Origin of the sequence: Methylobacterium sp. 22177 (assembly GCF_052045615.1) — a bacterium.
Classification (GTDB): domain Bacteria; phylum Pseudomonadota; class Alphaproteobacteria; order Rhizobiales; family Beijerinckiaceae; genus Methylobacterium; species Methylobacterium radiotolerans.
Window position 1 is genome coordinate 65,240 of sequence record NZ_JBQEPK010000024.1, and the last position, 21,983, is coordinate 87,222.

General features: G+C 72.5%; 20 protein-coding genes. 19 read left to right on the forward strand and 1 reads right to left on the reverse strand.

What is annotated here, in order from left to right:
- Positions 1 to 239: 239 nt before the first annotated feature.
- The 16 genes from bchF to ACTJK8_RS20710 all read left to right on the forward strand — a co-directional run bounded on the left by bchF (position 240) and on the right by ACTJK8_RS20710 (position 18,717).
- Positions 240 to 746, forward strand: a complete 507-nt coding sequence (gene bchF, locus ACTJK8_RS20635) for a 2-vinyl bacteriochlorophyllide hydratase (RefSeq protein ID WP_012318830.1) — start codon at positions 240 to 242, stop codon at positions 744 to 746.
- The gene (locus tag ACTJK8_RS20640) at positions 743 to 2,017 is read left to right on the forward strand and encodes a ferredoxin:protochlorophyllide reductase (ATP-dependent) subunit N (protein ID WP_053621343.1); all 1,275 of its coding nucleotides are present in this window, start codon (positions 743 to 745) and stop codon (positions 2,015 to 2,017) included. Before bchF ends, ACTJK8_RS20640 begins: the two co-directional genes overlap by 4 nt.
- Positions 2,018 to 2,021: 4 nt before the next feature.
- Positions 2,022 to 3,620: a ferredoxin:protochlorophyllide reductase (ATP-dependent) subunit B gene (bchB, locus tag ACTJK8_RS20645; protein WP_024830327.1), complete on the forward strand. Its 1,599-nt coding sequence runs from the start codon at positions 2,022 to 2,024 to the stop codon at positions 3,618 to 3,620.
- On the forward strand, positions 3,595 to 7,299 hold the full coding sequence (locus ACTJK8_RS20650; RefSeq protein WP_440762437.1) for a magnesium chelatase subunit H: 3,705 nt from the start codon (positions 3,595 to 3,597) through the stop codon (positions 7,297 to 7,299). Before bchB ends, ACTJK8_RS20650 begins: the two co-directional genes overlap by 26 nt.
- A complete protein-coding gene (gene bchL, locus ACTJK8_RS20655) occupies positions 7,296 to 8,189 on the forward strand; it encodes a ferredoxin:protochlorophyllide reductase (ATP-dependent) iron-sulfur ATP-binding protein (protein WP_024830329.1) in 894 nt (297 codons plus the stop codon). The genes ACTJK8_RS20650 and bchL overlap by 4 nt, the downstream gene beginning before the upstream one ends.
- Complete coding sequence (bchM, locus tag ACTJK8_RS20660) at positions 8,189 to 8,944, forward strand: magnesium protoporphyrin IX methyltransferase (protein ID WP_012318825.1); 756 nt, start codon at positions 8,189 to 8,191, stop codon at positions 8,942 to 8,944. The genes bchL and bchM overlap by 1 nt, the downstream gene beginning before the upstream one ends.
- On the forward strand, positions 8,941 to 10,368 hold the full coding sequence (locus tag ACTJK8_RS20665; RefSeq protein WP_012318824.1) for a BCD family MFS transporter: 1,428 nt from the start codon (positions 8,941 to 8,943) through the stop codon (positions 10,366 to 10,368). Before bchM ends, ACTJK8_RS20665 begins: the two co-directional genes overlap by 4 nt.
- Before the next feature lie 18 nt (positions 10,369 to 10,386).
- A complete protein-coding gene (gene puhA / locus ACTJK8_RS20670; protein ID WP_012318823.1) occupies positions 10,387 to 11,166 on the forward strand; it encodes a photosynthetic reaction center subunit H in 780 nt (259 codons plus the stop codon).
- Positions 11,163 to 11,813, forward strand: a complete 651-nt coding sequence (gene puhB / locus ACTJK8_RS20675; RefSeq protein ID WP_012318822.1) for a photosynthetic complex putative assembly protein PuhB — start codon at positions 11,163 to 11,165, stop codon at positions 11,811 to 11,813. The genes puhA and puhB overlap by 4 nt, the downstream gene beginning before the upstream one ends.
- An 11-nt stretch (positions 11,814 to 11,824) precedes the next feature.
- On the forward strand, positions 11,825 to 12,325 hold the full coding sequence (gene puhC, locus ACTJK8_RS20680; protein ID WP_012318821.1) for a photosynthetic complex assembly protein PuhC: 501 nt from the start codon (positions 11,825 to 11,827) through the stop codon (positions 12,323 to 12,325).
- Entirely contained in the window at positions 12,325 to 12,621 is a 297-nt protein-coding gene (locus ACTJK8_RS20685) for a hypothetical protein (protein WP_012318820.1), read from the forward strand. The genes puhC and ACTJK8_RS20685 overlap by 1 nt, the downstream gene beginning before the upstream one ends.
- A complete protein-coding gene (gene acsF / locus ACTJK8_RS20690; RefSeq protein ID WP_059409497.1) occupies positions 12,618 to 13,706 on the forward strand; it encodes a magnesium-protoporphyrin IX monomethyl ester (oxidative) cyclase in 1,089 nt (362 codons plus the stop codon). The genes ACTJK8_RS20685 and acsF overlap by 4 nt, the downstream gene beginning before the upstream one ends.
- A 1-nt stretch (position 13,707) precedes the next feature.
- A complete protein-coding gene (gene puhE, locus ACTJK8_RS20695; protein WP_440762438.1) occupies positions 13,708 to 14,502 on the forward strand; it encodes a putative photosynthetic complex assembly protein PuhE in 795 nt (264 codons plus the stop codon).
- A 112-nt stretch (positions 14,503 to 14,614) separates the two neighbouring features.
- On the forward strand, positions 14,615 to 15,832 hold the full coding sequence (hemA, locus tag ACTJK8_RS20700; RefSeq protein WP_440762439.1) for a 5-aminolevulinate synthase: 1,218 nt from the start codon (positions 14,615 to 14,617) through the stop codon (positions 15,830 to 15,832).
- Between the two features lie 177 nt (positions 15,833 to 16,009).
- A complete protein-coding gene (gene bchI, locus ACTJK8_RS20705) occupies positions 16,010 to 17,020 on the forward strand; it encodes a magnesium chelatase ATPase subunit I (protein WP_440762440.1) in 1,011 nt (336 codons plus the stop codon).
- Complete coding sequence (locus tag ACTJK8_RS20710) at positions 17,017 to 18,717, forward strand: magnesium chelatase subunit D (protein WP_029359373.1); 1,701 nt, start codon at positions 17,017 to 17,019, stop codon at positions 18,715 to 18,717. The genes bchI and ACTJK8_RS20710 overlap by 4 nt, the downstream gene beginning before the upstream one ends.
- Before the next feature lie 31 nt (positions 18,718 to 18,748).
- Here the strand turns inward: ACTJK8_RS20710 and ACTJK8_RS20715 are convergent, their stop codons facing one another.
- Positions 18,749 to 18,895 carry a hypothetical protein gene (locus ACTJK8_RS20715; RefSeq protein ID WP_012318814.1) on the reverse strand — a complete coding sequence of 49 codons (147 nt, stop codon included), beginning with the start codon at positions 18,893 to 18,895 and terminating at the stop codon, positions 18,749 to 18,751.
- A 210-nt stretch (positions 18,896 to 19,105) separates the two neighbouring features.
- Here ACTJK8_RS20715 and bchO point away from each other — a divergent pair, with 210 nt between their 5' ends.
- The 3 genes from bchO to gntA all read left to right on the forward strand — a co-directional run bounded on the left by bchO (position 19,106) and on the right by gntA (position 21,948).
- Positions 19,106 to 20,014 (forward strand): alpha/beta fold hydrolase BchO, encoded by a 909-nt coding sequence (gene bchO / locus ACTJK8_RS20720; RefSeq protein WP_024830333.1) that lies wholly within the window; start codon positions 19,106 to 19,108, stop codon positions 20,012 to 20,014.
- A 101-nt stretch (positions 20,015 to 20,115) separates the two neighbouring features.
- A complete protein-coding gene (locus ACTJK8_RS20725; RefSeq protein WP_012318812.1) occupies positions 20,116 to 20,901 on the forward strand; it encodes a gamma-glutamyl-gamma-aminobutyrate hydrolase family protein in 786 nt (261 codons plus the stop codon).
- 294 nt (positions 20,902 to 21,195) lie between these two features.
- Entirely contained in the window at positions 21,196 to 21,948 is a 753-nt protein-coding gene (gene gntA, locus ACTJK8_RS20730; RefSeq protein WP_024830335.1) for a guanitoxin biosynthesis heme-dependent pre-guanitoxin N-hydroxylase GntA, read from the forward strand.
- The last annotated feature ends 35 nt before the right edge of the window (positions 21,949 to 21,983 follow it).

Consider the following 21,983-nt stretch of genomic DNA (forward strand, 5'->3'; position numbering starts at 1 on the left):
GTCTATTCTTCGCGTCCGCCAGTTCCTGGATCTGACAAGCCAAACGGCGGCAATCTCTGCCGTCTCAGTTGACGATACGCTTCCTGGCCATCTTGGCAATGATCTTATTCGAAGAAAAAATATCCCTCCCCGTGTCATACCGCAGAAGCGTCAAGCGCACTTGACACTTCCGGGACCCCCGCCCTAGCCTCTGTCAACGACGGAGCCTCTGGCGCCGCCGACCAGCAGGGAGCGGATGCATGGGTCCCGAGGACCGGCCGGCACGACCGCTCTACACGCCCGCCGAACGGCGCCGGCGCGATTCCTCGCCCTGGACCCTGGTCCAGGGGGTTCTGGCGCCCCTCCAGTTCGCGATCTTCCTGATCAGTCTCGCCCTGGTGCTGCGCGCCCTGGCCACCGGTGACGGCGCGCGCGCGGCCGAGATCTCGGTCGTCGTGAAGACCGTGGCCCTCTACGCAATCATGGTCACCGGTTCGATCTGGGAGAAGGTCGTGTTCGGACGGTGGCTCTTCGCACCCGCCTTCTTCTGGGAGGACGTGGTCAGCATGCTGGTGCTGGCCCTCCACACCGCTTACCTCGCGGCCCTCGCGACGGGCGCCCTGAGCGGGCAGGCGCTGCTGCTCCTCGCGCTGGCGGCCTACGCGACCTACGTGGTCAACGCGGCCCAGTTCCTTCTGAAGCTCCGGGCCGCGCGCCTGGAGGGGGCCGGCAGCCGCGCACCGCGTCTCGCGGAGGCGCTGCCATGAACGCCCCCCTGGCCCACCCGCCGCCCTGCGGCGGCATCGAACTGCGCCAGGAGCACGGCCAGCGGGCCGTGTTCTGCGGCCTCACCGGCATCGTCTGGCTGCACCGGAAGATCCAGGACGCGTTCTTCCTCGTGGTCGGCTCGCGCACCTGCGCGCACCTGATCCAGTCGGCGGCCGGGGTGATGATCTTCGCCGAGCCGCGCTTCGCCACCGCCATCATCGACGAGCGCGACCTCGCCGGCCTCGCCGACGCCAATGAGGAGCTCGACCGGGTGGTGACCCGGCTGATCGAGCGCCGGCCCGACATCAAGCTTTTGTTCCTCGTGGGCTCCTGCCCGTCCGAGGTGATCAAGCTCGACCTGTCCCGGGCGGCGCAGCGCCTGTCGGGCCGCCTCGCCCCCGTGCGGGTGCTGAACTATTCGGGCTCCGGCATCGAGACGACCTTTACGCAAGGTGAGGATGCCTGCCTCGCGGCGCTGGTGCCGGACCTGCCCCGCGAGGCAGAGGCAACCGCGTCGTCGCTCCTGATCGTCGGGGCGCTGGCCGACGTGGTGGAGGACCAGTTCCTGCGGATGTTCGCCGCGATGGGCATCGCGGATGTCCGGTTCCTGCCCGCCCGCCGGGCCGGCGCCATGCCGGCGGTCGGGCGCGGCACCCGCTACCTGCTGGCCCAGCCCTTCCTGACCGAGACCGCCCGCGCCCTCGAGGAACGCGGCGCCCGCCGGCTCGCGGCCCCGTTCCCGCTCGGCGCCGAGGGCACCACCGGCTGGCTGCGGGCCGCCGCCGAGGCGTTCGGCGTCTCCGGGGAGGCGTTCGACCGGGCGACCGCCGCGGGCCGGGCCCGCGCCGAGACCGCGCTCGCGCCCCACCGCGAGAAGCTCGGCGGCAAGCGGGTGTTCTTCTTCCCCGACTCGCAGCTGGAGGTGCCGCTCGCCCGCTTCCTCGCCCGGGAACTCGGCGCGGAGCTCGTGGAGGTCGGGACGCCCTACTTGCACCGGGGACATCTCGCCGCCGAGATCGAGTGGCTTCCCGCGGGCACACGCGTGACCGAGGGCCAGAGCCTCGACGACCAGATGGACCGCTGCCGGGCGGCCCGCCCGGACCTCACGGTCTGCGGCCTCGGCCTCGCCAACCCGCTGGAGGCGGAGGGGCTGTCGACCAAGTGGTCGATCGAGCTGCTGTTCACGCCGGTGCAGGGCTACGAGCAGGCCGGCGACCTCGCCGAGCTGTTCGTGCGCCCGCTCCGGCGCCGTGCCCTGCTGGAGGTGTAGCGCCATGCAGCTCACCCTCTGGACCTACGAGGGTCCGCCTCACATCGGCGCGATGCGCGTCGCCACGGCGATGTCCGGGCTGCATTACGTGCTGCACGCTCCGCAGGGCGACACCTACGCCGACCTGCTGTTCACCATGATCGAGCGGCGGGACGCCCGCCCGCCCGTGACTTACACGACCTTCCGTGCCCAGGATCTCGGCCGCGACACCGCCGAGCTGTTCAAGGAGGCGGTCGCCGCCGCGCACGCACGGTTCCGGCCCCAGGCCATGATCGTCGGCGCCTCCTGCACGGCCGAGCTGATCCAGGACGATCCGGGCGGCCTCGCCAAGGCCCTCGACCTTCCGATCCCGGTGATCCCGCTGGAGCTGCCCGCCTACCAGAAGAAGGAGAACTGGGGCGCGTCGGAGACCTTCTACCGGCTGGTCCGCGCGCTCGCCGGGGCTCCGGCCCCGCGCCCGGCGCGGGAGCCCGGGCGGCGCCCGCTCTGCAACATTCTGGGTCCAACGGCGCTGGGCTTCCGCCACCGGGACGACCTGATCGAGATCCGCCGGCTGCTCGATACCCTCGGCATCGCCGTGAATGTCGTGGCGCCGCTGGGGGCCACGCCCGCCGATCTGGGCCGGCTCCGGGACGCCGACTTCAACGTCGTGCTCTATCCCGAGACGGCCCGCTCCGCTGCGGACTACCTGAAGAAGGCCTTCGGGCAGCCGTTCACGCAAACCATCCCGATCGGCGTCGGCGGCACCCGCCGGTTCGTCGAGGAGGTGGCGGGCCTCGCCGGGATCGACCCGGCGCCGGTGCTCGACGGATCCGGCTCGCGGCTGCCCTGGTACTCCCGCTCGGTCGATTCGACCTATCTCACGGGCAAGCGCGTCTTCGTGTTCGGCGACGCCACGCACGCCATCGGCATCGCCCGGGTCGCCGCGAAGGAACTCGGCTTCACCCTCGTCGGGCTCGGCACCTACGGCCGCGAGTTCGCCCGCGAGGTCCGCGCCGAGGCGGCCGCGCACGGTATCGAGGCGCTGGTCACCGACGACTACCTCGACGTCGAGGCGGCGATCCGCGCGGCCGCGCCGGAACTCGTCCTCGGCACCCAGATGGAGCGCCACGTCGCCAAGCGGCTCGGCATCCCCTGCGCGGTGATCTCCGCGCCGGTCCACGTCCAGGACTTCCCGGCGCGCTACGCCCCGCAGATGGGCTTCGAGGGCGCCAACGTCCTGTTCGACACCCTGGTCCATCCGCTGATGATGGGCCTCGAAGAGCACCTCCTCGGCATGTTCCGGGAGGATCCCGAATTCCACGACGGCGTCGGCCCCTCGCATCTCGGCGGCAAGTCCTTCGGGACTCCGGCGGACGAGGCGTTCGAGGCCGCGGAACGGGCGCCGGCTGACACCCCTCCGACGCCGGCGCCCGTTCCGATCCTGCTTGAGCGGCCGGCCGCGACCGCGTGGTCGCCCGAGGCCGAGAAGGAGCTGAAGAAGATCCCGTTCTTCGTGCGGGGCAAAGCACGCACGAACACCGAGACTTTCGCGCGGGAGCGGCACCTGCCGCTCATCACCCTCGAGACCCTCTACGATGCCAAAGCGCATTACGGCCGCTAGGCCGCCGATCCGCGTCGTCATCGTCACGCTCGACAATCACTTGGCGAGCGCGGTGGAGCGGGCGCGCCTGCGCCTCCGGTCCGAGATGCCCGGGCTGGTGCTGGGCTTCCACGCGGCCGCCGAGTGGGACAACGATCCCGCGACGCTGGCGGCCTGCCGGGCCGACATCGCGCAGGCCGACATCGTGCTCTCGGCCATGCTGTTCATGGACGAGCAGGTGCGGGCGATCCTGCCGGCGCTGGCGGCCCGGCGCGCGGCCTGCGACGCGATGGTCGGCTGCCTCTCGGCCGGCGAGGTGGTGAAGACCACGAAGCTCGGCCGCTTCGACATGAGCGGCACCAAGCGCAGCGCCCTCGACTTCCTGAAGAAGCTGCGGGGCAAGCCGGGCCAGCAGGGCAATGCCGGCCGGCAGATGGCCCTGGTGCGCAAGCTGCCGAAGATCCTGCGCTTCATCCCGGGTTCGGCCCAGGACGTGCGCGCCTATTTCCTGACCCTGCAATACTGGCTGGCGGGCTCGGACGAGAACGTCGCCGCCCTGGTGCGCTTCCTCGTGCACCGCTACGCGGCCGGCGAGCGCGCCGCTTGGCGCGAGGGTCCGGCGGCGCCCGCACCCCTCGATTATCCGGAGACCGGTCTCTACCACCCGCGCCTCACCGGTCGGATCGGTGCCGACCCGTCGCGGCTGCCGCGCCTCCCGGGCGCCAAGGGCCGGGTCGGGCTCCTGGTGATGCGCAGCTACGTGCTCGCCGGCAACACCGCCCATTACGACGGCGTCATCGCCGCCCTGGAGGCGCAGGGCCTCGACGTGGTGCCGGCCTTCGCCAGCGGCCTCGACAACCGCCCGGCGGTAGAGTCCTTCTTCTTGGAGGACGGGCGCGCCAGCATCGACGCGCTGGTCTCGCTCACCGGCTTCTCGCTGGTCGGCGGCCCCGCCTACAACGACGCCGCCGCCGCCGAGGCGATGCTGGCCCGGCTCGACGTGCCCTACCTCGCCGCCCAGGCGCTGGAATTTCAGACCCTGGAACAGTGGGAGGCGGGTGACCGCGGCCTGTCGCCGGTCGAGGCGACCATGATGGTCGCGATCCCCGAACTCGACGGCGCCACCACCCCGATGGTGTTCGGCGGCCGCTCCGCGAATTCCGGCGCCGACAACGCAAGGGACATGCGGGTCCATCCCGAGCGCGCGGCCCGGCTCGCCGAGCGGGTCGCGCGACTGGTATCGCTCCGCCGGACCGCGAAGGCCGAGCGGAAGCTCGCCGCGGTGCTGTTCAACTTCCCGCCCAATGCCGGCGCCACCGGCACGGCGGCGTTCCTGTCGGTCTACGCCTCGCTGCTCAACACGCTGAAGGGCCTGGCGGCGGACGGCTACACGGTCGAAGTGCCGGAGAGCGTAGACGCCCTGCGCGAAAAAATCCTCGACGGCAATGCCAAGCGCTACGGCACCCAGGCCAACGTCCACGCCCGCATTCCGGCCGAGGACCACCTGCGCCGCGAGCCCTACCTCGCGGAGATCGAGGCCCAGTGGGGCCCGGCGCCGGGCCGCCACCAGACCAACGGCGCCGACATCTTCGTGCTGGGCGCGCAGTTCGGCAACGTCTTCGTCGGGGTCCAGCCCGCCTTCGGCTACGAGGGCGACCCGATGCGGCTGCTGTTCGAGCGCGGCTTCGCACCGACCCACGCGTTCAGCGCCTTCTACCGCTACCTGCGCGAGGACTTCAGCGCCGACGCCGTGCTGCATTTCGGCACCCACGGGGCGCTCGAGTTCATGCCCGGCAAGCAGACCGGCCTGTCCGAATCCTGCTGGCCGGAGCGGCTGATCGGGGCGCTGCCCAACGTCTACCTCTACGCGGCCAACAACCCGTCCGAGGGGACGCTCGCCAAGCGGCGCTCGGCGGCGACGCTGGTGAGCTACCTGACCCCGAGCCTCGCGGCGGCCGGACTCTATCGCGGGCTGCTCGACCTGAAGAGCTCGATCGAGCGCTGGCGCGGCCTCGGCCCCGAGGCGGGCGGCGAGCGCGAGACGCTGGCGCGCCTGATCCAGGACCAGGGCGCGGCGGTCGATCTCGTCGCCGCCGAGCCGACCTGGACCGGCGATCTGGAGGCTCGGGTCTCCGGCCTCTGGACCGCGCTGCAGGAGCTGGAGCAGACCCTGATCCCGCACGGCCTGCACGTGGTCGGCGCGGGCACGCCGGAAGAGGAGCGGGTCGATCTGCTCCTGGCGCTCGCCCAGTCGGCGCACGGCGTGCGGCCGGAGCGGGCCGGGATCGAGGCCCTCGTCACGGGGCAGGGGGTCGAGGCGGCGCTGACGGCTTCCGGCCTGCCCGCCGACGACGTGACCCGGGCGGCGTTCGCAAGTCTGGCGGAGACCGACCGGCTGCTGTCGCGCGACCACGAGGTTCCGGCGCTGCTGCGGGCGCTGGACGGCCGCTTCGTGCCGCCGGTGGCCGGCGGCGACCTGCTGCGCAACCCGGCCGTGCTGCCGACAGGCCGCAACCTCCACGGCTTCGATCCGTACCGCCTGCCCTCGGCCTTCGCGGTGGCGGACGGTGCCCGGCAGGTGGCCCGCATCCTCGAACGCTTCGCCGCGGACGGAAAACCCTGCCCGGAGAGCGTCGCCCTGGTCCTGTGGGGCACCGACAACCTCAAGAGTGAGGGCGGCCCGATCGCCCAGGCTCTGGCGCTGATCGGCGCCGCGCCCCGCTTCGACGGCTACGGGCGCCTGAGCGGCGCCGAGCTGATCCCGCTGGAGACCCTCGGCCGCCCGCGGATCGACGCGGTGGTGACCCTCTCGGGCATCTTTCGAGACCTGCTACCGCTGCAGACCAAACTCCTGGCGGAAGCGTCTTTCCTCGCCGCCACCGCCGACGAGCCCCTCGAACAGAACTACGTCCGCAAGCACGCCCTCGCGATCCAGGCCGAGCAGGGCTGCGATCTGGAGACGGCGGCGCTCCGGGTCTTCTCCAACGCCGAGGGCGCCTACGGAGCCAACGTCAATCACTTGGTCGACTCGGGCAACTGGGACGACGAGGCCGAGCTCTGCGAGACCTTCGCGCGCCGCAAGAGTTTCGCCTACGGCCGCACCGGCCGCCCGGCGCCGCAGCGGGCGCTGATGCAGGCGGTGCTCGCCTCCGTCGACATGGCCTACCAGAACCTCGACTCGGTCGAGGTCGGCGTCACCTCGGTCGACCACTACTTCGACGGGCTCGGCGGCATGGGCCGGGCGGTGGCCCGGGCCAAGGGCGAGTCGGTGCCGATCTACATCAGCGACCAGACCCGCGGGGAGGGGCGCGTCCGCTCCCTGGAGGAGCAGGTGGCGCTGGAGACGCGCACCCGGATGCTCAACCCGAAATGGTACGAGGGCCTGCTCGGCCACGGCTACGAGGGCGTCCGGCAGATCGAGACGCATCTCACCAACACGGTCGGCTGGTCGGCCACCGCCAACGCGGTCCAGCCCTGGATCTACGAGCGGATCACCGAGACCTACGTCCTCGACCCCGCCATGCGCGAGCGCATGGCCGCCTTGAACCCCACCGCCTCCGCCAAGGTCGCCCAGAGGCTGATCGAGGCGCACCGCCGCGGCTTCTGGACCCCCGACGCAGCGATGCGCGACGCCCTCGACCGGGCCGAGGAGGAGCTGGAGGACCGCCTGGAAGGCGTCACCGCAGGAGTGGCCGCATGAACATCGCGATCCGCAACCCCGTCGTGGCGCGAAAGGAGGAGGGGAGCCTTCAGGTCGCCCTCGATCCCGATCTCAGAATCGAGACCGCCAAGGTCTTCGCGGTCTACGGCAAGGGCGGGATCGGCAAGTCGACCACCTCGTCGAACCTGTCGGTGGCGTTCTCGAAGCTCGGCAAAAGGGTGCTGCAGATCGGCTGCGACCCGAAGCACGACTCGACCTTCACGCTGACCAAGCGCCTCGCCCCCACGGTGATCGACGCGCTTGAGGCGGTGAACTTCCACTCGGAGGAGCTGCGCGTCGAGGATTTCGTGGTCGAGGGCTACAACGGGGTGATGTGCGTCGAGGCCGGCGGCCCGCCCGCCGGCACCGGCTGCGGCGGCTACGTGGTCGGCCAGACGGTGAAGCTCCTCAAGGAGCACCACCTCCTCGAAGACACCGATGTCGTCGTGTTCGACGTGCTGGGCGACGTGGTCTGCGGCGGCTTCGCCTCGCCGCTCCAGCACGCCGACCGGGCGCTGATCGTCACCGCCAACGACTTCGACTCGATCTTCGCCATGAACCGGATCGTCGCGGCGATCCACGCCAAGTCCAAGAATTACGGCGTGCGACTCGGCGGCGTCATCGCCAACCGCTCGGCCAAGACCGACGAGATCGACCGGTTCAACGACGCGGTCGGCCTGAAGCGGCTGGCGCATTTCCCCGACCTCGACGTGGTCCGCCGCTCGCGGCTCAAGAAGTCGACCCTGTTCGAGATGGAGTCCTCGCCGGAGCTCGACGCCGTGACCGCCGAGTATATGCGGCTCGCCGAGACGCTCTGGGCCGGCGCCGAGCCCTGCGAGGCGCAGCCCATGAAGGACCGCGACCTGTTCGAGTTTCTGGGATTCGACTGATGGCCAGCGCCAGCTACGACGCCCGCCGGGGCGAGCTGACCACCTACTTCGACCGCACCGCGGTCGAGGCGTGGTCGCGCCTGACCTCGGACGCGCCCGTGAGCCGGATCCGCGCCACGGTGCGGGCCGGGCGCGACGCCATGCGGGCGACGCTGCTCTCCTGGCTCCCGGCCGATATGACCGGCCTGCGTTTGCTCGATGCCGGCTGCGGCACCGGGGCGCTCAGCGTCGAGGCGGCGCGGCGCGGCGCCGAGGTGGTGGCGATCGACGTCTCGCCGACGCTGATCGGGCTGGCGCAGGAGCGGCTGCCGGCGATCGCCGGCGCGGGGCGCATCGATTTCCGGGTGGGCGACATGCTCGATCCCGGGCTCGGGCGGTTCGATCACGTGGTGGCGATGGATTCGCTGATCCACTACCGCGCCGCCGACATCGCCCGGGCGCTGGCGGTCCTGGGTGCGCGCACGGACGGGTCGGTGCTGTTCACCGTGGCGCCGCGCACGGCCCTGCTGACGCTGATGCACGCGGCCGGAAAATTCTTCCCGCGCGGCGACCGCTCGCCTTCCATCGTGCCGGTGACCGAGGGTGGATTGCGGCGGCGGATCGCCTCGGAGAGCGCCCTGGACGCCTTCGCCTGGGCGCAGAGCCACCGGATCAACAGCGGGTTCTACCTGTCGAACGCGGTGGCGCTGACGCGCACCCTGCCGCCCCGCGCGGATCGGGGCGGGGGCCCGGTGCAATCCGGGATGCGGCCATGACCCCCACCCGCAAGCTCACCGCCGCCCTGATGCGCCTCGGCCCGGCGGTGCTGCCCTTCGCGGACGCCGCCACCGCCGAGCTGCCGCTCGGGCGGCTGCTCCGCCTCGCCCTGTTCCAGGTCACCGTCGGCATGGCCGCGGTGCTGCTGATCGGCACCCTGAACCGGGTGATGATCGTCGAGCTCGGCGTCCCGGCCTGGATCGTCGCGATGATGCTGGCGCTGCCGCTGGTCTTCGCCCCCTTGCGGGCGCTGGTCGGCTTCCGCTCGGACACGCACCGCTCGGTGCTGGGCTGGCGGCGCGTGCCCTACATCTGGTTCGGCACGCTGCTCCAGTTCGGCGGCCTCGCGATCATGCCGTTCGCCCTGCTCATCCTGTCGGGCGACACGACCGGGCCGCTCTGGGTCGGCGACCTCGCGGCGGCGCTCGCCTTCCTGCTGGTCGGCGCGGGCCTGCACACGACCCAGACCGTGGGGCTCGCCCTCGCCACCGACCTCGCCCCCGCCCATGCGAGGCCGAAGGTGGTGGCGCTGCTCTGCGCGGCCCTGCTGTTCGGCATGATGGCGAGCGCGGTGCTGTTCGGCCTGTTCCTGGCCCATTTCTCGCCCGTCCGGCTGATCCAGGTGATCCAGGGCGCGGCCCTCGTCACCATCATCCTCAACGGGTTCGCCCTGTGGAAGCAGGAGCCGCGCGATCCGAACCGGACGCGGACGGCGCCGCAGCGGGACTTCCGGTCCTCCTGGCGGGCCTATGCGGGGCAGGGCACCGCCCGGCGCCGCCTCGTGGCGATCGGGCTCGGCACGGCGGGCTTCTCCATGCAGGACATCCTGCTCGAACCCTACGGCGGCCAGATCCTGCACCTCTCGGTGGCGGCCACCACGGCGCTGACCGCCTTGCTGGCCGCCGGTGGCGGGCTCGGCCTGCTGGTCGCGGCGCGCTGGCTCGGCCGCGGGGGCGACCCGTTCCGCGTCTCCGCGGTCGGCGTCGGGATCGGGATCCTCGCCTTCTCGGCGGTGGTCTTCGCTGCCCCGCTCGCCTCGGCCGACCTGTTCGCCGCGGGCGTGAGCCTGATCGGACTGGGCGGCGGCCTGTTCGCCCACGGCACGCTCACCGCCTCGATGAACCGGGCCGGCCCCGAGGATACCGGGCTCGCGCTCGGCGCCTGGGGCGCCGTGCAGGCGACCGCGGCCGGCCTCTCGATCGCGGCGAGCGGCCTCGTGCGCGACGTGGGCGGCGCCATCGCCCAGTCGGGGGTGCTGGGCGAGGGCATGAACGAGCCGGCCATCGGCTACCTCATCGTCTACCACATCGAGATCGCCCTGCTGTTCGCCGCGCTGCTCGCGCTCGGACCGCTGGTGCGCGAGGACGCTCGGACAGAGGATCGGAACCGCATCGCCGACGGCCTTGCCGGCCGGACGGCCTAACATTCGGGGAGGACAGCCATGCCAACCGGCGCACTTACGGGTTACGTCGACGTCGCCCAGGTCGTGCTCTACGCCTTCTTCCTCTTCTTCGCGGGACTGGTCTTCTGGCTCCGCCGCGAGGACCGGCGCGAGGGCTATCCCTTGGAGAACGAGGCGGTCGGCCGGCGCAAGGCGGACGACCCGATCCTGATCCCGCGGTCCAAGGCGTTTCACCTGCCGGGCGGCGAGACGACCTACGCGCCGCAGGCGGTGCACGGCCGGGACGACATCGAGACCGGCATCCCGGCCCGCAAGGTCGAGCCCTGGCCGGGGGCGCCCTACGAGCGCACGGAATCGTCGCTCCAGGCCGGCGTCGGTCCCGGCTCCTGGGTGCTGCGGCACGACGTGCACGACCGGACCTGGGACGACGAGATCCGCATCGTGCCCCTCCGGGTGGCGAAGAACTTCGTCATCCACGAGGACGGCCCGAACCCGATCGGCATGACGGTGTTCGGCACCGACAGCGCCGTCGCGGGCGTGATCAGCGACGTCTGGGTCGACCGCGGCGAGTCGCTGATCCGCTACTACGAGGTCGAGCTCCCGACGGGCGGACGCCGGCTGATGCCGACCACGTTCTGCCGGGCCGGCGGTTTCACCAAGACGGTGACGACCGAGGCGCTGCTCGCGAGCCAGTTCGCCGACATCCCGACCACCCGCGATCCCGACAGCGTAACCTTCCTGGAGGAGGAGCGGATCATCTCGTATTTCGGCGCCGGCACGCTCTACGCGACGCCGGCCCGGGCGGAGCCCCTGATATGAGCGGCGACTTCCTCCCCGAAGGCACCCTGCGGGGTCTGCCCGGCCCGCTGCCGCCGGGCGAGCGCATCCTCTGGCAGGGCGCGCCGACCACCGCGGGCCTGCTGGTCCGAGTGTTCCACGCCCGCCTCGTGATCGCGTGGTTCTCTGTCTGCGCCCTGGCCTTCGGCCTCGCGGCGGGCTCGCCCGCGGCGGCGCTGAGGGTGGTGGCGCCGACCCTGGTGATCGGCGCCGGCGCCGTCGCGCTGCTCTGGCTGCTCGCCTGGCTCACCCACCGGACGACGCTCTACACGGTGACCAACCGCCGCGTCGTGCTGCAGGCCGGCATCGCCCTGCCGGTGACCCACAACCTGCCCTTCGCGCAGATCGAGACCGCGGCCCTGCGCGCCTTCACGGACGGCAGCGGCGACCTGCCACTGCGGTTGCAGCCGGGCCTCCGGATCGCCTACCTTCACATCTGGCCGCACGTCCGGCCCTGGCGTCTCGCCCGGACCGAGCCCATGCTGCGCTCCGTGCCGGACGCGGACGCCGCGGCGGCGCTGCTGGCACGCGCCCTCGAGGCCCATGCCGACGGCACCGCGCCGCCGGTCCGGGTGGCGCGTCTCGGCCGAGCGGACGAGAATCCCGGTCGCCTCGTCGCGGCCGAATAGGGAGGGGCACGATGGGCGAGCGGGCGGAGGGCGCCGGCCGGGCCACGGCATCGGCGGTCGCGGGACCGGCACCGGCGCTGCTGATGATCGGCGGCGGCGCGCTGATGGGCTTCACCATGCTGGCGGTCCTGATCGGCCGGAGCGAGAAGGTCGGCCTCGTCGCCCTGCCGCCCGCCAATGTGGTGGAACGGCTCGAATTCCGCGCCGAGGATCAGGTCGACGGCTCGATCGCCCTGCGGGACGTCGCCGACCGGCACATCGTGGCCTGGATCCGCCCCGGCGAGGACGGCTTCCTGCGCGGGACGCTGCGGGGCCTCGCCCAGGCCCGCCAGCGGGAGGGACTCGGCCCCGAGAAGCCCTTCAGCCTGACCCGCTACGACGACGGCCGCCTCGCGCTGGCCGACGAGGCCACCGGCCGCCGGGTGCCCCTGGAGGCCTTCGGGCCGACCAATGCCGGGGCCTTCGCCCGGCTGATGCCCGGGCCCGGCGCGCCCGCCACGGAGACGCGGTGATGGGCCTGTTCGGCAGCCGCACCGTCACCGTGCCCTGCACGGTCGAGATCGAGCAGACGCCCGAGAGCCTGCACGCGCACGTCACCCTCGACGCCGGCTTCGAGATCGAGCCCGGCGACGCGGTCCAGGTCCACGACGCGCCGACCTCGGTGCCCTACGGCGAGCGCCTCACCGTGCGGCGCACCGCCACGGTGACCAGGGCCGGCCCGCTGGAGCGGGCCTGGACCAAGCTCATCGCCCATCTCGAGCTGACCGAACTCTACGAGGTCAGCTTCTCCGAGAGGAGGAAGCTGTGAACGCACCCGTCCCGCCGCCCTCCGGCCAGCCCGTTCCGAAGACTCCGGTCAACGAGTCGACCCGGGCCGCCCAGGAGACGACCTTCCTGTCGCCCCGCTTCTACACGACCGACTTCGACGAGCTCGACCGGACCAACGTCGAGCCGGTACGCCGCGACTGGGACGTGCTGATCGCCGAGCTGCGCTCCGACCCGAACAAGCGCCACTTCACCCGCAACGCGGAGTTCGACTGCGACCTGTCGCGGATGGAGCCCGAGTTGCGGAAGGAGTTTCTGGACTTCTTGGTCTCTTCCATCACGGCAGAGTTTTCCGGCTGCGTGCTCTACGCGGAGATGCGGAAGCGGGCCAAGAACAAGGACATCAAGGAGCTGTTCGGCTTCATGAGCCGCGACGAGGCGCGTCACGCCGGCTTCATCAACGACACGCTGAAGGATTTCGGCATCGGCGTGGACTTGGGGTTCCTCACCAAGTCCAAAAAATACACGTTCTTCCGGCCGAAATTCATCTTCTACGCCACCTATCTCTCCGAAAAAATCGGCTACGCCCGCTACATCACGATCTTCCGCGAGCTGGAGCGGCACCCGGAGCGGCGCATCCACCCGATCTTCAAGTGGTTCGAGCTGTGGTGCAACGACGAGTTCCGCCACGGCGAGGCCTTCGCGCTGCTGATGCGCGCGAACCCGAAGCTGACGAGCGGCGTGAACCGCTACTGGATCCGGTTCTTCCTGCTCGCGGTCTTCGCCACGATGTACGTGCGCGACCATCACCGCCCGGCCTTCCACGCGGCGCTCGGGGTCGATCCCAGCGACTACGACTTCAAGGTCTTCCGGATCACCTCGGAGATCTCCCGCCAGACCTTCCCGCTGGAGCTCGACCTCGACAACCCGAAGTTCAAGGCGGGGCTCGACCGGCTGCTCGCCTGCTCCCGGGCGATCGCCGACGCCAAGGCGCGGGGCGGCCTCGTCGGCAAGGCCCTGCAGGGGTTCCACGCCGCCCGGGCGGCGGTGACCTTCGCGCGGCTGTATTGTCTCCCCGTCAAGGCCAACGTCCTGCCGGCCGACATCCGTCTCCAGCCGGTCTGGTAGCATGGGGACCTACGCCGCCCCGGTCCTGTACGCGGTCCTGCTCTGGTGGTTCTCCACCGGGCTGATCCTGCTGCTCGACCACGCCCCGCGGCGGACGCATCCGTGGAGCATGGCCGGGGCGACCCTGCTGCTCGCCGGCGCCCTGGTGGCGATCCGGTCCAGCGCCGCCGACACGAGCGCCACGGGGGCCTACACGGCCTTCACGGCCGCGCTCGTCGTCTGGGGCTGGCAGGAGATGAGCTACTACATGGGCTTCCTGTCGGGCCCGCGGCCGGTCGCCTGCGCGCCGAGCGTGCGCGGCCTCGACCGGTTCCTCGCCGCGCTCGCCACCAGCCTGTGGCACGAATTCGCCATCGTGGTCGGCGGCCTCGCGATCCTGGCGCTGGTCTGGGGTAGCCCCAACCGCTTCGCCCTGTGGACCTACGGCACGCTGGTGGTGATGAACCTCTCGGCGCGGCTCAACCTGTTTCTGGGGGTGCGCAACCTCCACGCCGAGTTCCTGCCGGACCATCTCGGCTACCTCGCCTGCTACCTGTCCCGGAAGCCGATGAACCTGCTGTTCCCGGTCTCGGTGAGCCTCGGGACCATCGCGGCGGCCCTGCTCGGGCGCGCGGCGCTCGGCGCCGACCTGCTGGAGCACGAGCTGATCGGCTTCACGGTCCTGACGACGCTGACCGCGCTCGCCACCCTGGAGCACTGGTTCCTGATGCTGCCGCTGCCCTCGGCGGAGCTGTGGCGCTGGAGCCTGCCCGCGCGGGCGCCCGGGGAAGCGGCCGGGCCGCCGGACCACGTGTAGGCCGAGGGATCATCGCGGGGCGACGCACGTCCACCAATCTGGAACTGGTCTTGTGCGAAGTCCGGTGTCACAGGCGGGATCAACCCGCAGGATTTGTTCGGGGAGAGGCGACATGGATTACGAGACCTTCTTCGAAGGCGAGATCGCCGGGCTCCACCGGGAGGGCCGCTACCGGATCTTTACCGACCTCGAGCGCCACGCGGGCAACTTCCCGCACGCCACCCACCACCACGCCTCCGGCACGCGGCCGGTCACGGTCTGGTGCTCCAACGACTATCTCGGCATGGGCCAGCACCCGGCCGTGACGGGGGCGATGCACGCGGCGATCGACCGCTGCGGCGCCGGGGCCGGCGGCACCCGCAACATCTCGGGGACGAACCACTACCACGTGCTGCTGGAGCGCGAGCTCGCCGACCTCCACGGCAAGGAGGCGGCCCTGCTGTTCACCTCCGGCTACGTGTCGAACTGGGCGGCGCTGGGGACCCTGGCGTCGCGCCTGCCGAACTGCGCGGTCTTCTCCGATTCCGAGAACCACGCCTCGATGATCGAGGGCATCCGGTTCTCCCGCGCCGAGCGCCACATCTTCCGCCACAACGACCCGGAGGACCTTAACCGCAAGCTCGCGCTGGTCGACCCGGCCCGGCCGAAGCTGGTGGCCTTCGAGTCGGTCTACTCGATGGACGGCGACATCGCGCCGATCGCCGAGATCTGCGACGTGGCCGAGGCCCACGGGGCGCTCACCTATCTCGACGAGGTCCACGCGGTCGGCCTCTACGGGGCGCGCGGCGGCGGCATCTCGGAGCGGGACGGCGTCGCCCACCGGCTCGACGTGATCGAGGGCACGCTCGGCAAGGCCTTCGCGGTGCACGGCGGCTACATCACGGCCTCCGAGAAGCTCTGCGACTTCGTGCGCAGCTTCGCCTCGGGCTTCATCTTCACGACCTCGCTGCCCCCGGCCGTCGCGGCGGGCGCGGCGGCGAGCATCCGCCACCTCAAGGAGAGCGGCGCCGAGCGCGCCCGGCATCAGGAGCGCGTGGCGAAGGTCCGGCAGGCCCTGGAGGCCGCCGACATCCCGACCATGCCCAACGACAGCCACATCGTGCCGGTGATGGTCTGCGATCCCGTGCTCTGCAAGGGGATCTCCGACACCCTGCTCGACGAGTTCGGCATCTACGTGCAGCCGATCAACTACCCGACCGTCGCCCGCGGCACCGAGCGCCTGCGGATCACGCCGTCGCCGCTGCACACGGACGCCGACATCGCCCATCTGGTCCAGGCGCTCACCACGATCTGGGGGCGGATCGGGCTCCGGCAGAAGGCGGCGGAGTAGGGCTTCCCTTCTCCGACCCACCCCCTCATCCTGAAGTGCCCGCGGCGGCGGGCCTCGAGGGAGGGCTCGGGCCGGCCGCGCGATCCCTGGAGTTCCCCTTCGAGGCCTTCGCCGCGCTCCGGCACCTCAGGATGAGGGGGGTGGGTCGGATGCCCCCCGCAGCGTCGAGTCACACCCGTGCCCACCTTTCCCTTCTCGGCCATCGTCGGCCAGGACGAGATGCGCCAGGCGCTGCTGATCGCGGCGGTGGACCCGGCGATCGGCGGCGTGCTGGTCTTCGGCGACCGCGGCACGGGCAAGTCCACGGCGATCCGGGCGCTGGCCGCCCTGCTGCCGCCGATGCGGGCGGTGGTCGGCTGCCCGTACAATTGCGATCCCGACGGCCCGGCGGAGAGCTGCCCGCACTGCGCCGAGGGTGGCCCGCGCAAGAGTCACAAGAAGCCGGTGCCCGTCGTGGACCTGCCGCTCGGCGCCACCGAGGACCGGGTGGTCGGCACCCTCGACCTGGAGCGGGCGCTCGGGGCCGGCGTGAAGGCGTTCGAGCCGGGGCTGCTGGCGCGCGCCAATCGCGGCTTCCTGTACATCGACGAAGTGAACCTCCTCGAGGACCACCTCGTGGACCTGCTGCTCGACGTGGCGGCCTCCGGGGTCAACACCGTGGAGCGCGAGGGCCTGTCGCTCCGCCACCCGGCGCGGTTCGTCCTCGTCGGGTCCGGCAACCCGGAGGAGGGGGAGTTGCGCCCGCAGCTCCTCGACCGGTTCGGGCTGGCCTGCGAGGTCGCGACCCCGAAGGACATCCCGACCCGCATCGCGGTTGTGCGCGCCCGCGACGCCTACGAGCGCGACCCGGAGGGTTTCTGCGCGGCGCACGCGGGTGGCGAGCGCAAGATCCAGAAGAGCATCCTGCTGGCGCGGGAGCGCCTGCCCGCGGTGACTGTCCCGGACGCCGCCCTGGAGCGCACGGCGCGGCTCTGCCTGGCGCTGGGCACCGACGGGCTGCGCGGCGAGCTGACCCTGATGCGCACCGCGCGGGCGCTGGCCGCCCTCGACGGCGCCGGGGCGGTGACCGACGACCACCTCCGGCGCATCGCCCCGGCCGCCCTGCGCCACCGGCTGCGTCGCAACCCGCTGGACGAATCCGGTTCCACCGCCCGGGTGGAGCGGGCGCTGGCGGAGGTGTTCGCGTGACGGGCGCGCGGCTTCTCCCTCCCCCCGCAGAGGTCGGAAGGCGTGCGCTCGATCTCTGGGCCGATGCCCGTCTCGCCGCCCGTCTGCTCGCCGCCGACCCGCATGGGCTCGGCGGCGCGGTGCTGCGCGCCTCCCCCGGCCCGGTGCGCGAGCGCTGGCTCGAGATCCTGAGGGCGGCGCTGCCGCCCGGAACGCCCTGGCGGCGCCTGCCGCCCGGCATCGGCGACGACGGCCTGCTCGGCGGCCTGGATCTCGCCGCGACCCTGGCGGCGGGCCGCCCCGTCGCGCGGGCCGGGCTGCTCGCGGAGGCCGATGGCGGGATCGTCCTCGTCCCCATGGCCGAGCGTCTGCCGCCGGGCACCGCGTCGCGGCTCGCGGCCACCCTCGATACCGGCACGGTCTCCGACCGCCGCGCCCGGTTCGGCCTGATCCTCCTCGACGAGGGCGTGGCGGACGAGACGGTCGCCGAGGCGCTGGCCGATCGCCTCGCCTTCCGGATCGACCTGAGCGGGCTCGGCCTGGCGGAGGCCGCGGCGGCCGAGCCAGAACCCGCCGCAGGCGCACCGGAGCCCGACCCGGTCGGCAGCCTCTGCGCCCTGGCCGAGGCCTTCGGGATCGCGTCGCTGCGCGGGCCGATCCTGGCAGCGCGGGTGGCGCGCGCCCTCGCGGGAGTCGGGCCGATCGACCAGGCGGCGATCGTGGCGGCCGGGCGCCTGGTCCTGGCGCCGCGCGCCACGCGCCTGCCCGCACCGGAGCAGCCCGCCTCCGAGACCGCGGAGGCGCCGCCGGCGGAGCCGCCCGAGCCGAACGAGGCGGAGGCGTCGGATCCGGCCGCCGCGGAGGCGCCCGACGACGTCGTGCTGGAAGCGGTGCGCGCCGCGATCCCGCCGAACCTCCTCGACCAGCTGCTGGCGGGCGCGCAGCGTCTCCCGGCCGCGAGGGCCGGCCGGGTCGGGCAGGCGGCCTCCGCCCGCACCGGGCGCCCTGTCGGCAGCCGGCGGGGCGACCCGCGGCGGGGACGCCTGGACCTGCTCGCCACCCTGCGGACGGCGGCGCCCTGGCAGGCGCTGCGGCGCGACCCGGAGGAGGCGCGCCGCATCGTGGTGCGGCGGGACGATCTGCGGATCCGGATCCTCAAGCAGCGGACCGAGACCACCACGGTGTTCTGCGTGGACGCCTCGGGCTCGGCCGCCCTGGAGCGGCTGGCCGAGGCCAAGGGCGCGGTCGAGCTGCTGCTGGCGGAGGCCTATGTCCGCCGGGACCGGGTGGCGCTGGTGGCGTTCCGCGGCGCCGGCGCGGATCTGGTCCTGCCGCCGACCCGCTCGCTCACCCGGGCCAAGCGGGGGCTCTCGGGACTGCCGGGCGGAGGCGGGACGCCCCTCGCGGCGGGAATCGACGCCGCGGTCGCGGTGGCGCTGGGCGTGCGCCGCGGCGGCAGCCGGCCGGCGATCGTGCTGCTGACCGACGGGCGCGCCAACGTCGCGCGGTCGGGGGAGGGGGGACGGGTCCGCGCGGGCGCGGAGGCCCTGCAGGCGGCCCGCGCGTTGCGTGCGGCCGGGCTGCCGGCCCTCGTGGTCGATACCGGCACACGGGGTGAGGAGGCCCGTTCGGTCGCGAGCGCGATGGGCGCCCGCTACCTGAAGCTGCCGCGGGTCGAGGCCGGTCAGATCAGCGCGGCGGTGCGGGCGGCGCTCTGAGTGCCGCGCGCGTCAACCTCGGGCCAGGGTGTCAGAGGTCGCCGCCGATGCCGCTGTCGGCGAGGCGCTGGTGGTGGGCGAGCCAGGAGTTCAGCATCTCGCGCACGATGGCCTTGAGGCTCCAGCCGCCGGAGACGGGGGCGGCGATGTTCTGGGTCGAGGAGGTGAAGAGGATCATGGCCTTCTCCGAAGTTGGCGAACGCGTCTTGTTCTTGCTCGCCCGTGATATGCCGCCGCTGTTGCAGCGCAGCAATCGATCTCCGCTCACCGGTGGCATGCGGCCGCCGCATGGGATTGTTCAGTGTTACGAAATACTTCCGGCCATGAACGATAGCGCCGCCGCCTCCCCCGGATCGCCCGGCGATGCCGCAGTGCAGGATACGGGCCCATGCTGACCGGTCTCGACGCGGAGCGGCCGGACTGGGCCGTGGAGGGCCGGGACTGGCCCCATCGGGAGGCGAGCCGCTTCGTGGAGGCGGCCGGCCTGCGCTGGCACGTCCAGGAATTCGGGTCTCCGGACGCCCCGACATTGCTGCTCCTGCACGGGACCGGGGCGGCCACGCACTCGTGGCGCGGGCTGGCGCCGCTCCTCGCGCGGGACTTCTTCGTGATCGCCCCGGACCTGCCGGGCCACGGCTTCACGGATCCGCTGCCCGACGCTGACCTGTCCCTGCCCGGCATGGCCCGGGCCGTGGCGGGCCTCGTGGCGGCGCTCGGCCGGCCGCCGGCCCTGGCGGCGGGCCACTCGGCCGGCGCCGCCGTCCTCGCGCGGATGTGCCTCGACGGCGCCATCGCGCCCCGGTTGCTGGCGGCCTTCAACGGCGCCCTGGCGCCGCTGCCGGGGGCGGCCAACCTGCTGTTCCCCAGCATGGCGCGGCTGCTGTTCCTCAACCCCTTCACCCCCCGCATCTTCGCCTGGACGGCGGACCGGTCCGCGGCCAAGCGGCTGATCGAGGGGACCGGCTCGCGCCTCGACCCGGAGGGCGTCGACCTGTACCGGCGGCTCTTCGCCCGGGCCGGCCATGTCCGCGGGGCGCTGGGCATGATGGCGAACTGGGATCTCGCCGGGCTGCACCGGGCGCTGCCCGGCCTCGCGACCCGGACCCTGCTGATCGTCGGCGGCGACGACAAGGCGATCCTGCCGGACACCGCCTTCGCGCTGCGCGATCGCCTGCCCGACGCCCGCGTCCGCCTGATCCGCGGGCTCGGCCACCTCGCCCATGAGGAGGCGCCCGAGCGCGTGGCCGAGGTGCTCCGCGCCGAGGCTTCGGACGCGGGTGTGCTGTCGCCGCCGTGAGCCGCATAGGACTGGCGCCGGCCTTGCGTGGGTCGTAGAGCCTGCCGCGGAGCGCGGCGGCCGCCGCGCGGCCAGGACAGGATCGAGGAGCAGCCGGGACGATGACGAGACCCGTGATCGGCGTCATCGGCAACGCGCGCCTGATCGACAGCCGCTTCCCGGCACAGATCGTCGGCGAGAACAACATGCGGGCGGTCGCCGCGGTGGCCGGCGCCCTGCCGCTGATGTTCGCCGCCGTCCCGGCGATCACCGACCTCGGCGACCTCCTCGACACCGTGGACGGCGTCCTGCTCACCGGGGGCCGCGCCAACGTCCACCCGGCGCGCTTCAACACCGAGCCCTGCGCGGCGCACGAGCCCTACGACGAGGATCGCGACGCCGTGGCGCTGCCGCTGATCGAGGCCTGCGTGGCGCGCGGCGTGCCGCTGTTCGGCATCTGCCGCGGCTTCCAGGAGATGAACGTCGCCTTCGGGGGCAGCCTGCACCCGGAGATCCGCGATCTGCCGGGCCGGCTCAACCACCGCATGCCGCGCCTCGAGAACGGCGAGATCCACCCGGACCTGGAACTGATCTTCGCCGACCGTCACGAGGTCAGGCTGGCGCCCGGGGGCACCTTCGCCCGCCTCCTGGAGCGCGAGACGATCCGGGTGAACTCCCTGCACGGCCAAGGTATTCTGGAGCCGGGCGGGCGGATCGTGGTCGAGGGCATCGCCGAGGACGAGACGGTCGAGGCGATCCGCGTCCGCGACGCGGCGGACTTCGCGCTGGGCGTGCAGTGGCACGCCGAGCACGACCCGGCGACCAACCCGATCAACCGCGCCCTGTTCGAGGCCTTCGGGGCCGCCGCGGCGACGCGGCACCGGGCGCGAACGGCCGGGCGGGCCTGAGCTTCCGCCCGGCGGATCGGCCCAGTCCAGGCGGCCCTCGCGGCAGCACAGCGCCGGAGCGGTGCCAGTCCGGCGAGTCTTTCCTGCCTTAACCTATGTTTATCCGGCACGCCTGATCCACGGAATATTGGCTGATCGGCGGAGCACAACTTACCCGCGTTCAGCCGGATTCACCTTGTCCCCCGGACGACCTGTCGCAGGACGGAACAGCGGCCGCCCGGTGGTGTTGCCGGAGTCCCGAACAGCGGCCGCCTCGCGTCGAGGCCGGCCGCACAGAGACCGGGCAGGACCCGCATGCATCTCCCCCGCGACGACCGAGAGCACCCCCGTGCCGAGGCCTTCCGCGACTTCATCCGGAATCCGCCCTTCCCCTGCGTGGGCGCCAAGTCGGCCCTGTCCCGCGGGCGGATGCGGATCGTGGTGGCCCGGGACATCACCTCGGGTTGGGACGACATGCGGATCTACCCGGCGCTGCTCGCCTTCGTGGCGCAGTACCGCGCGCAGCCCGACCTGTTCCAGAGTTTCGCGGTCGTGTTCGAGGGTCCGGGCGATCTCTCGGAGGAAGCGTTCGAGCGGAATCTCTGGGCGCGCGCGCAATCCCTGACCGACAAGGATGCCTGGCTCGGTCAGCCCCACGATGCCCGCGTGGCCGAGGATCCCGACAACCCGCACTTCTCCCTGAGCTTCGGCGGCGAGGCGTTCTTCGTGGTCGGGCTGCACCCGCAGGCGAGCCGGCCGGCGCGGCGCTTCTCGTCGCCGGTCCTGGTCTTCAACCTGCACGCGCAGTTCGAGCGGCTGCGGGCGGAGGGGCGCTACGAGAAGCTGCGCGCCGCGATCCTGGAGCGCGACGAGGCCCTCGCCGGCAGCGTGAACCCGATGCTGGCGCGCCACGGCGAGGCCTCGGAGGCGCGCCAGTACAGCGGCCGCGCGGTCGACGCGGACTGGCGCTGCCCGATGAAGGGCCGACCGGCACCGGCCCCCGAGGCGCGGGACTGGCACCCGCCGGTCCTGCCCTTCGACCGCGGCCTGCCGGGCAGCGGCGCCTGAGCCGGCCGGATCGCGGGCCTCGAACGGAGTGAGCC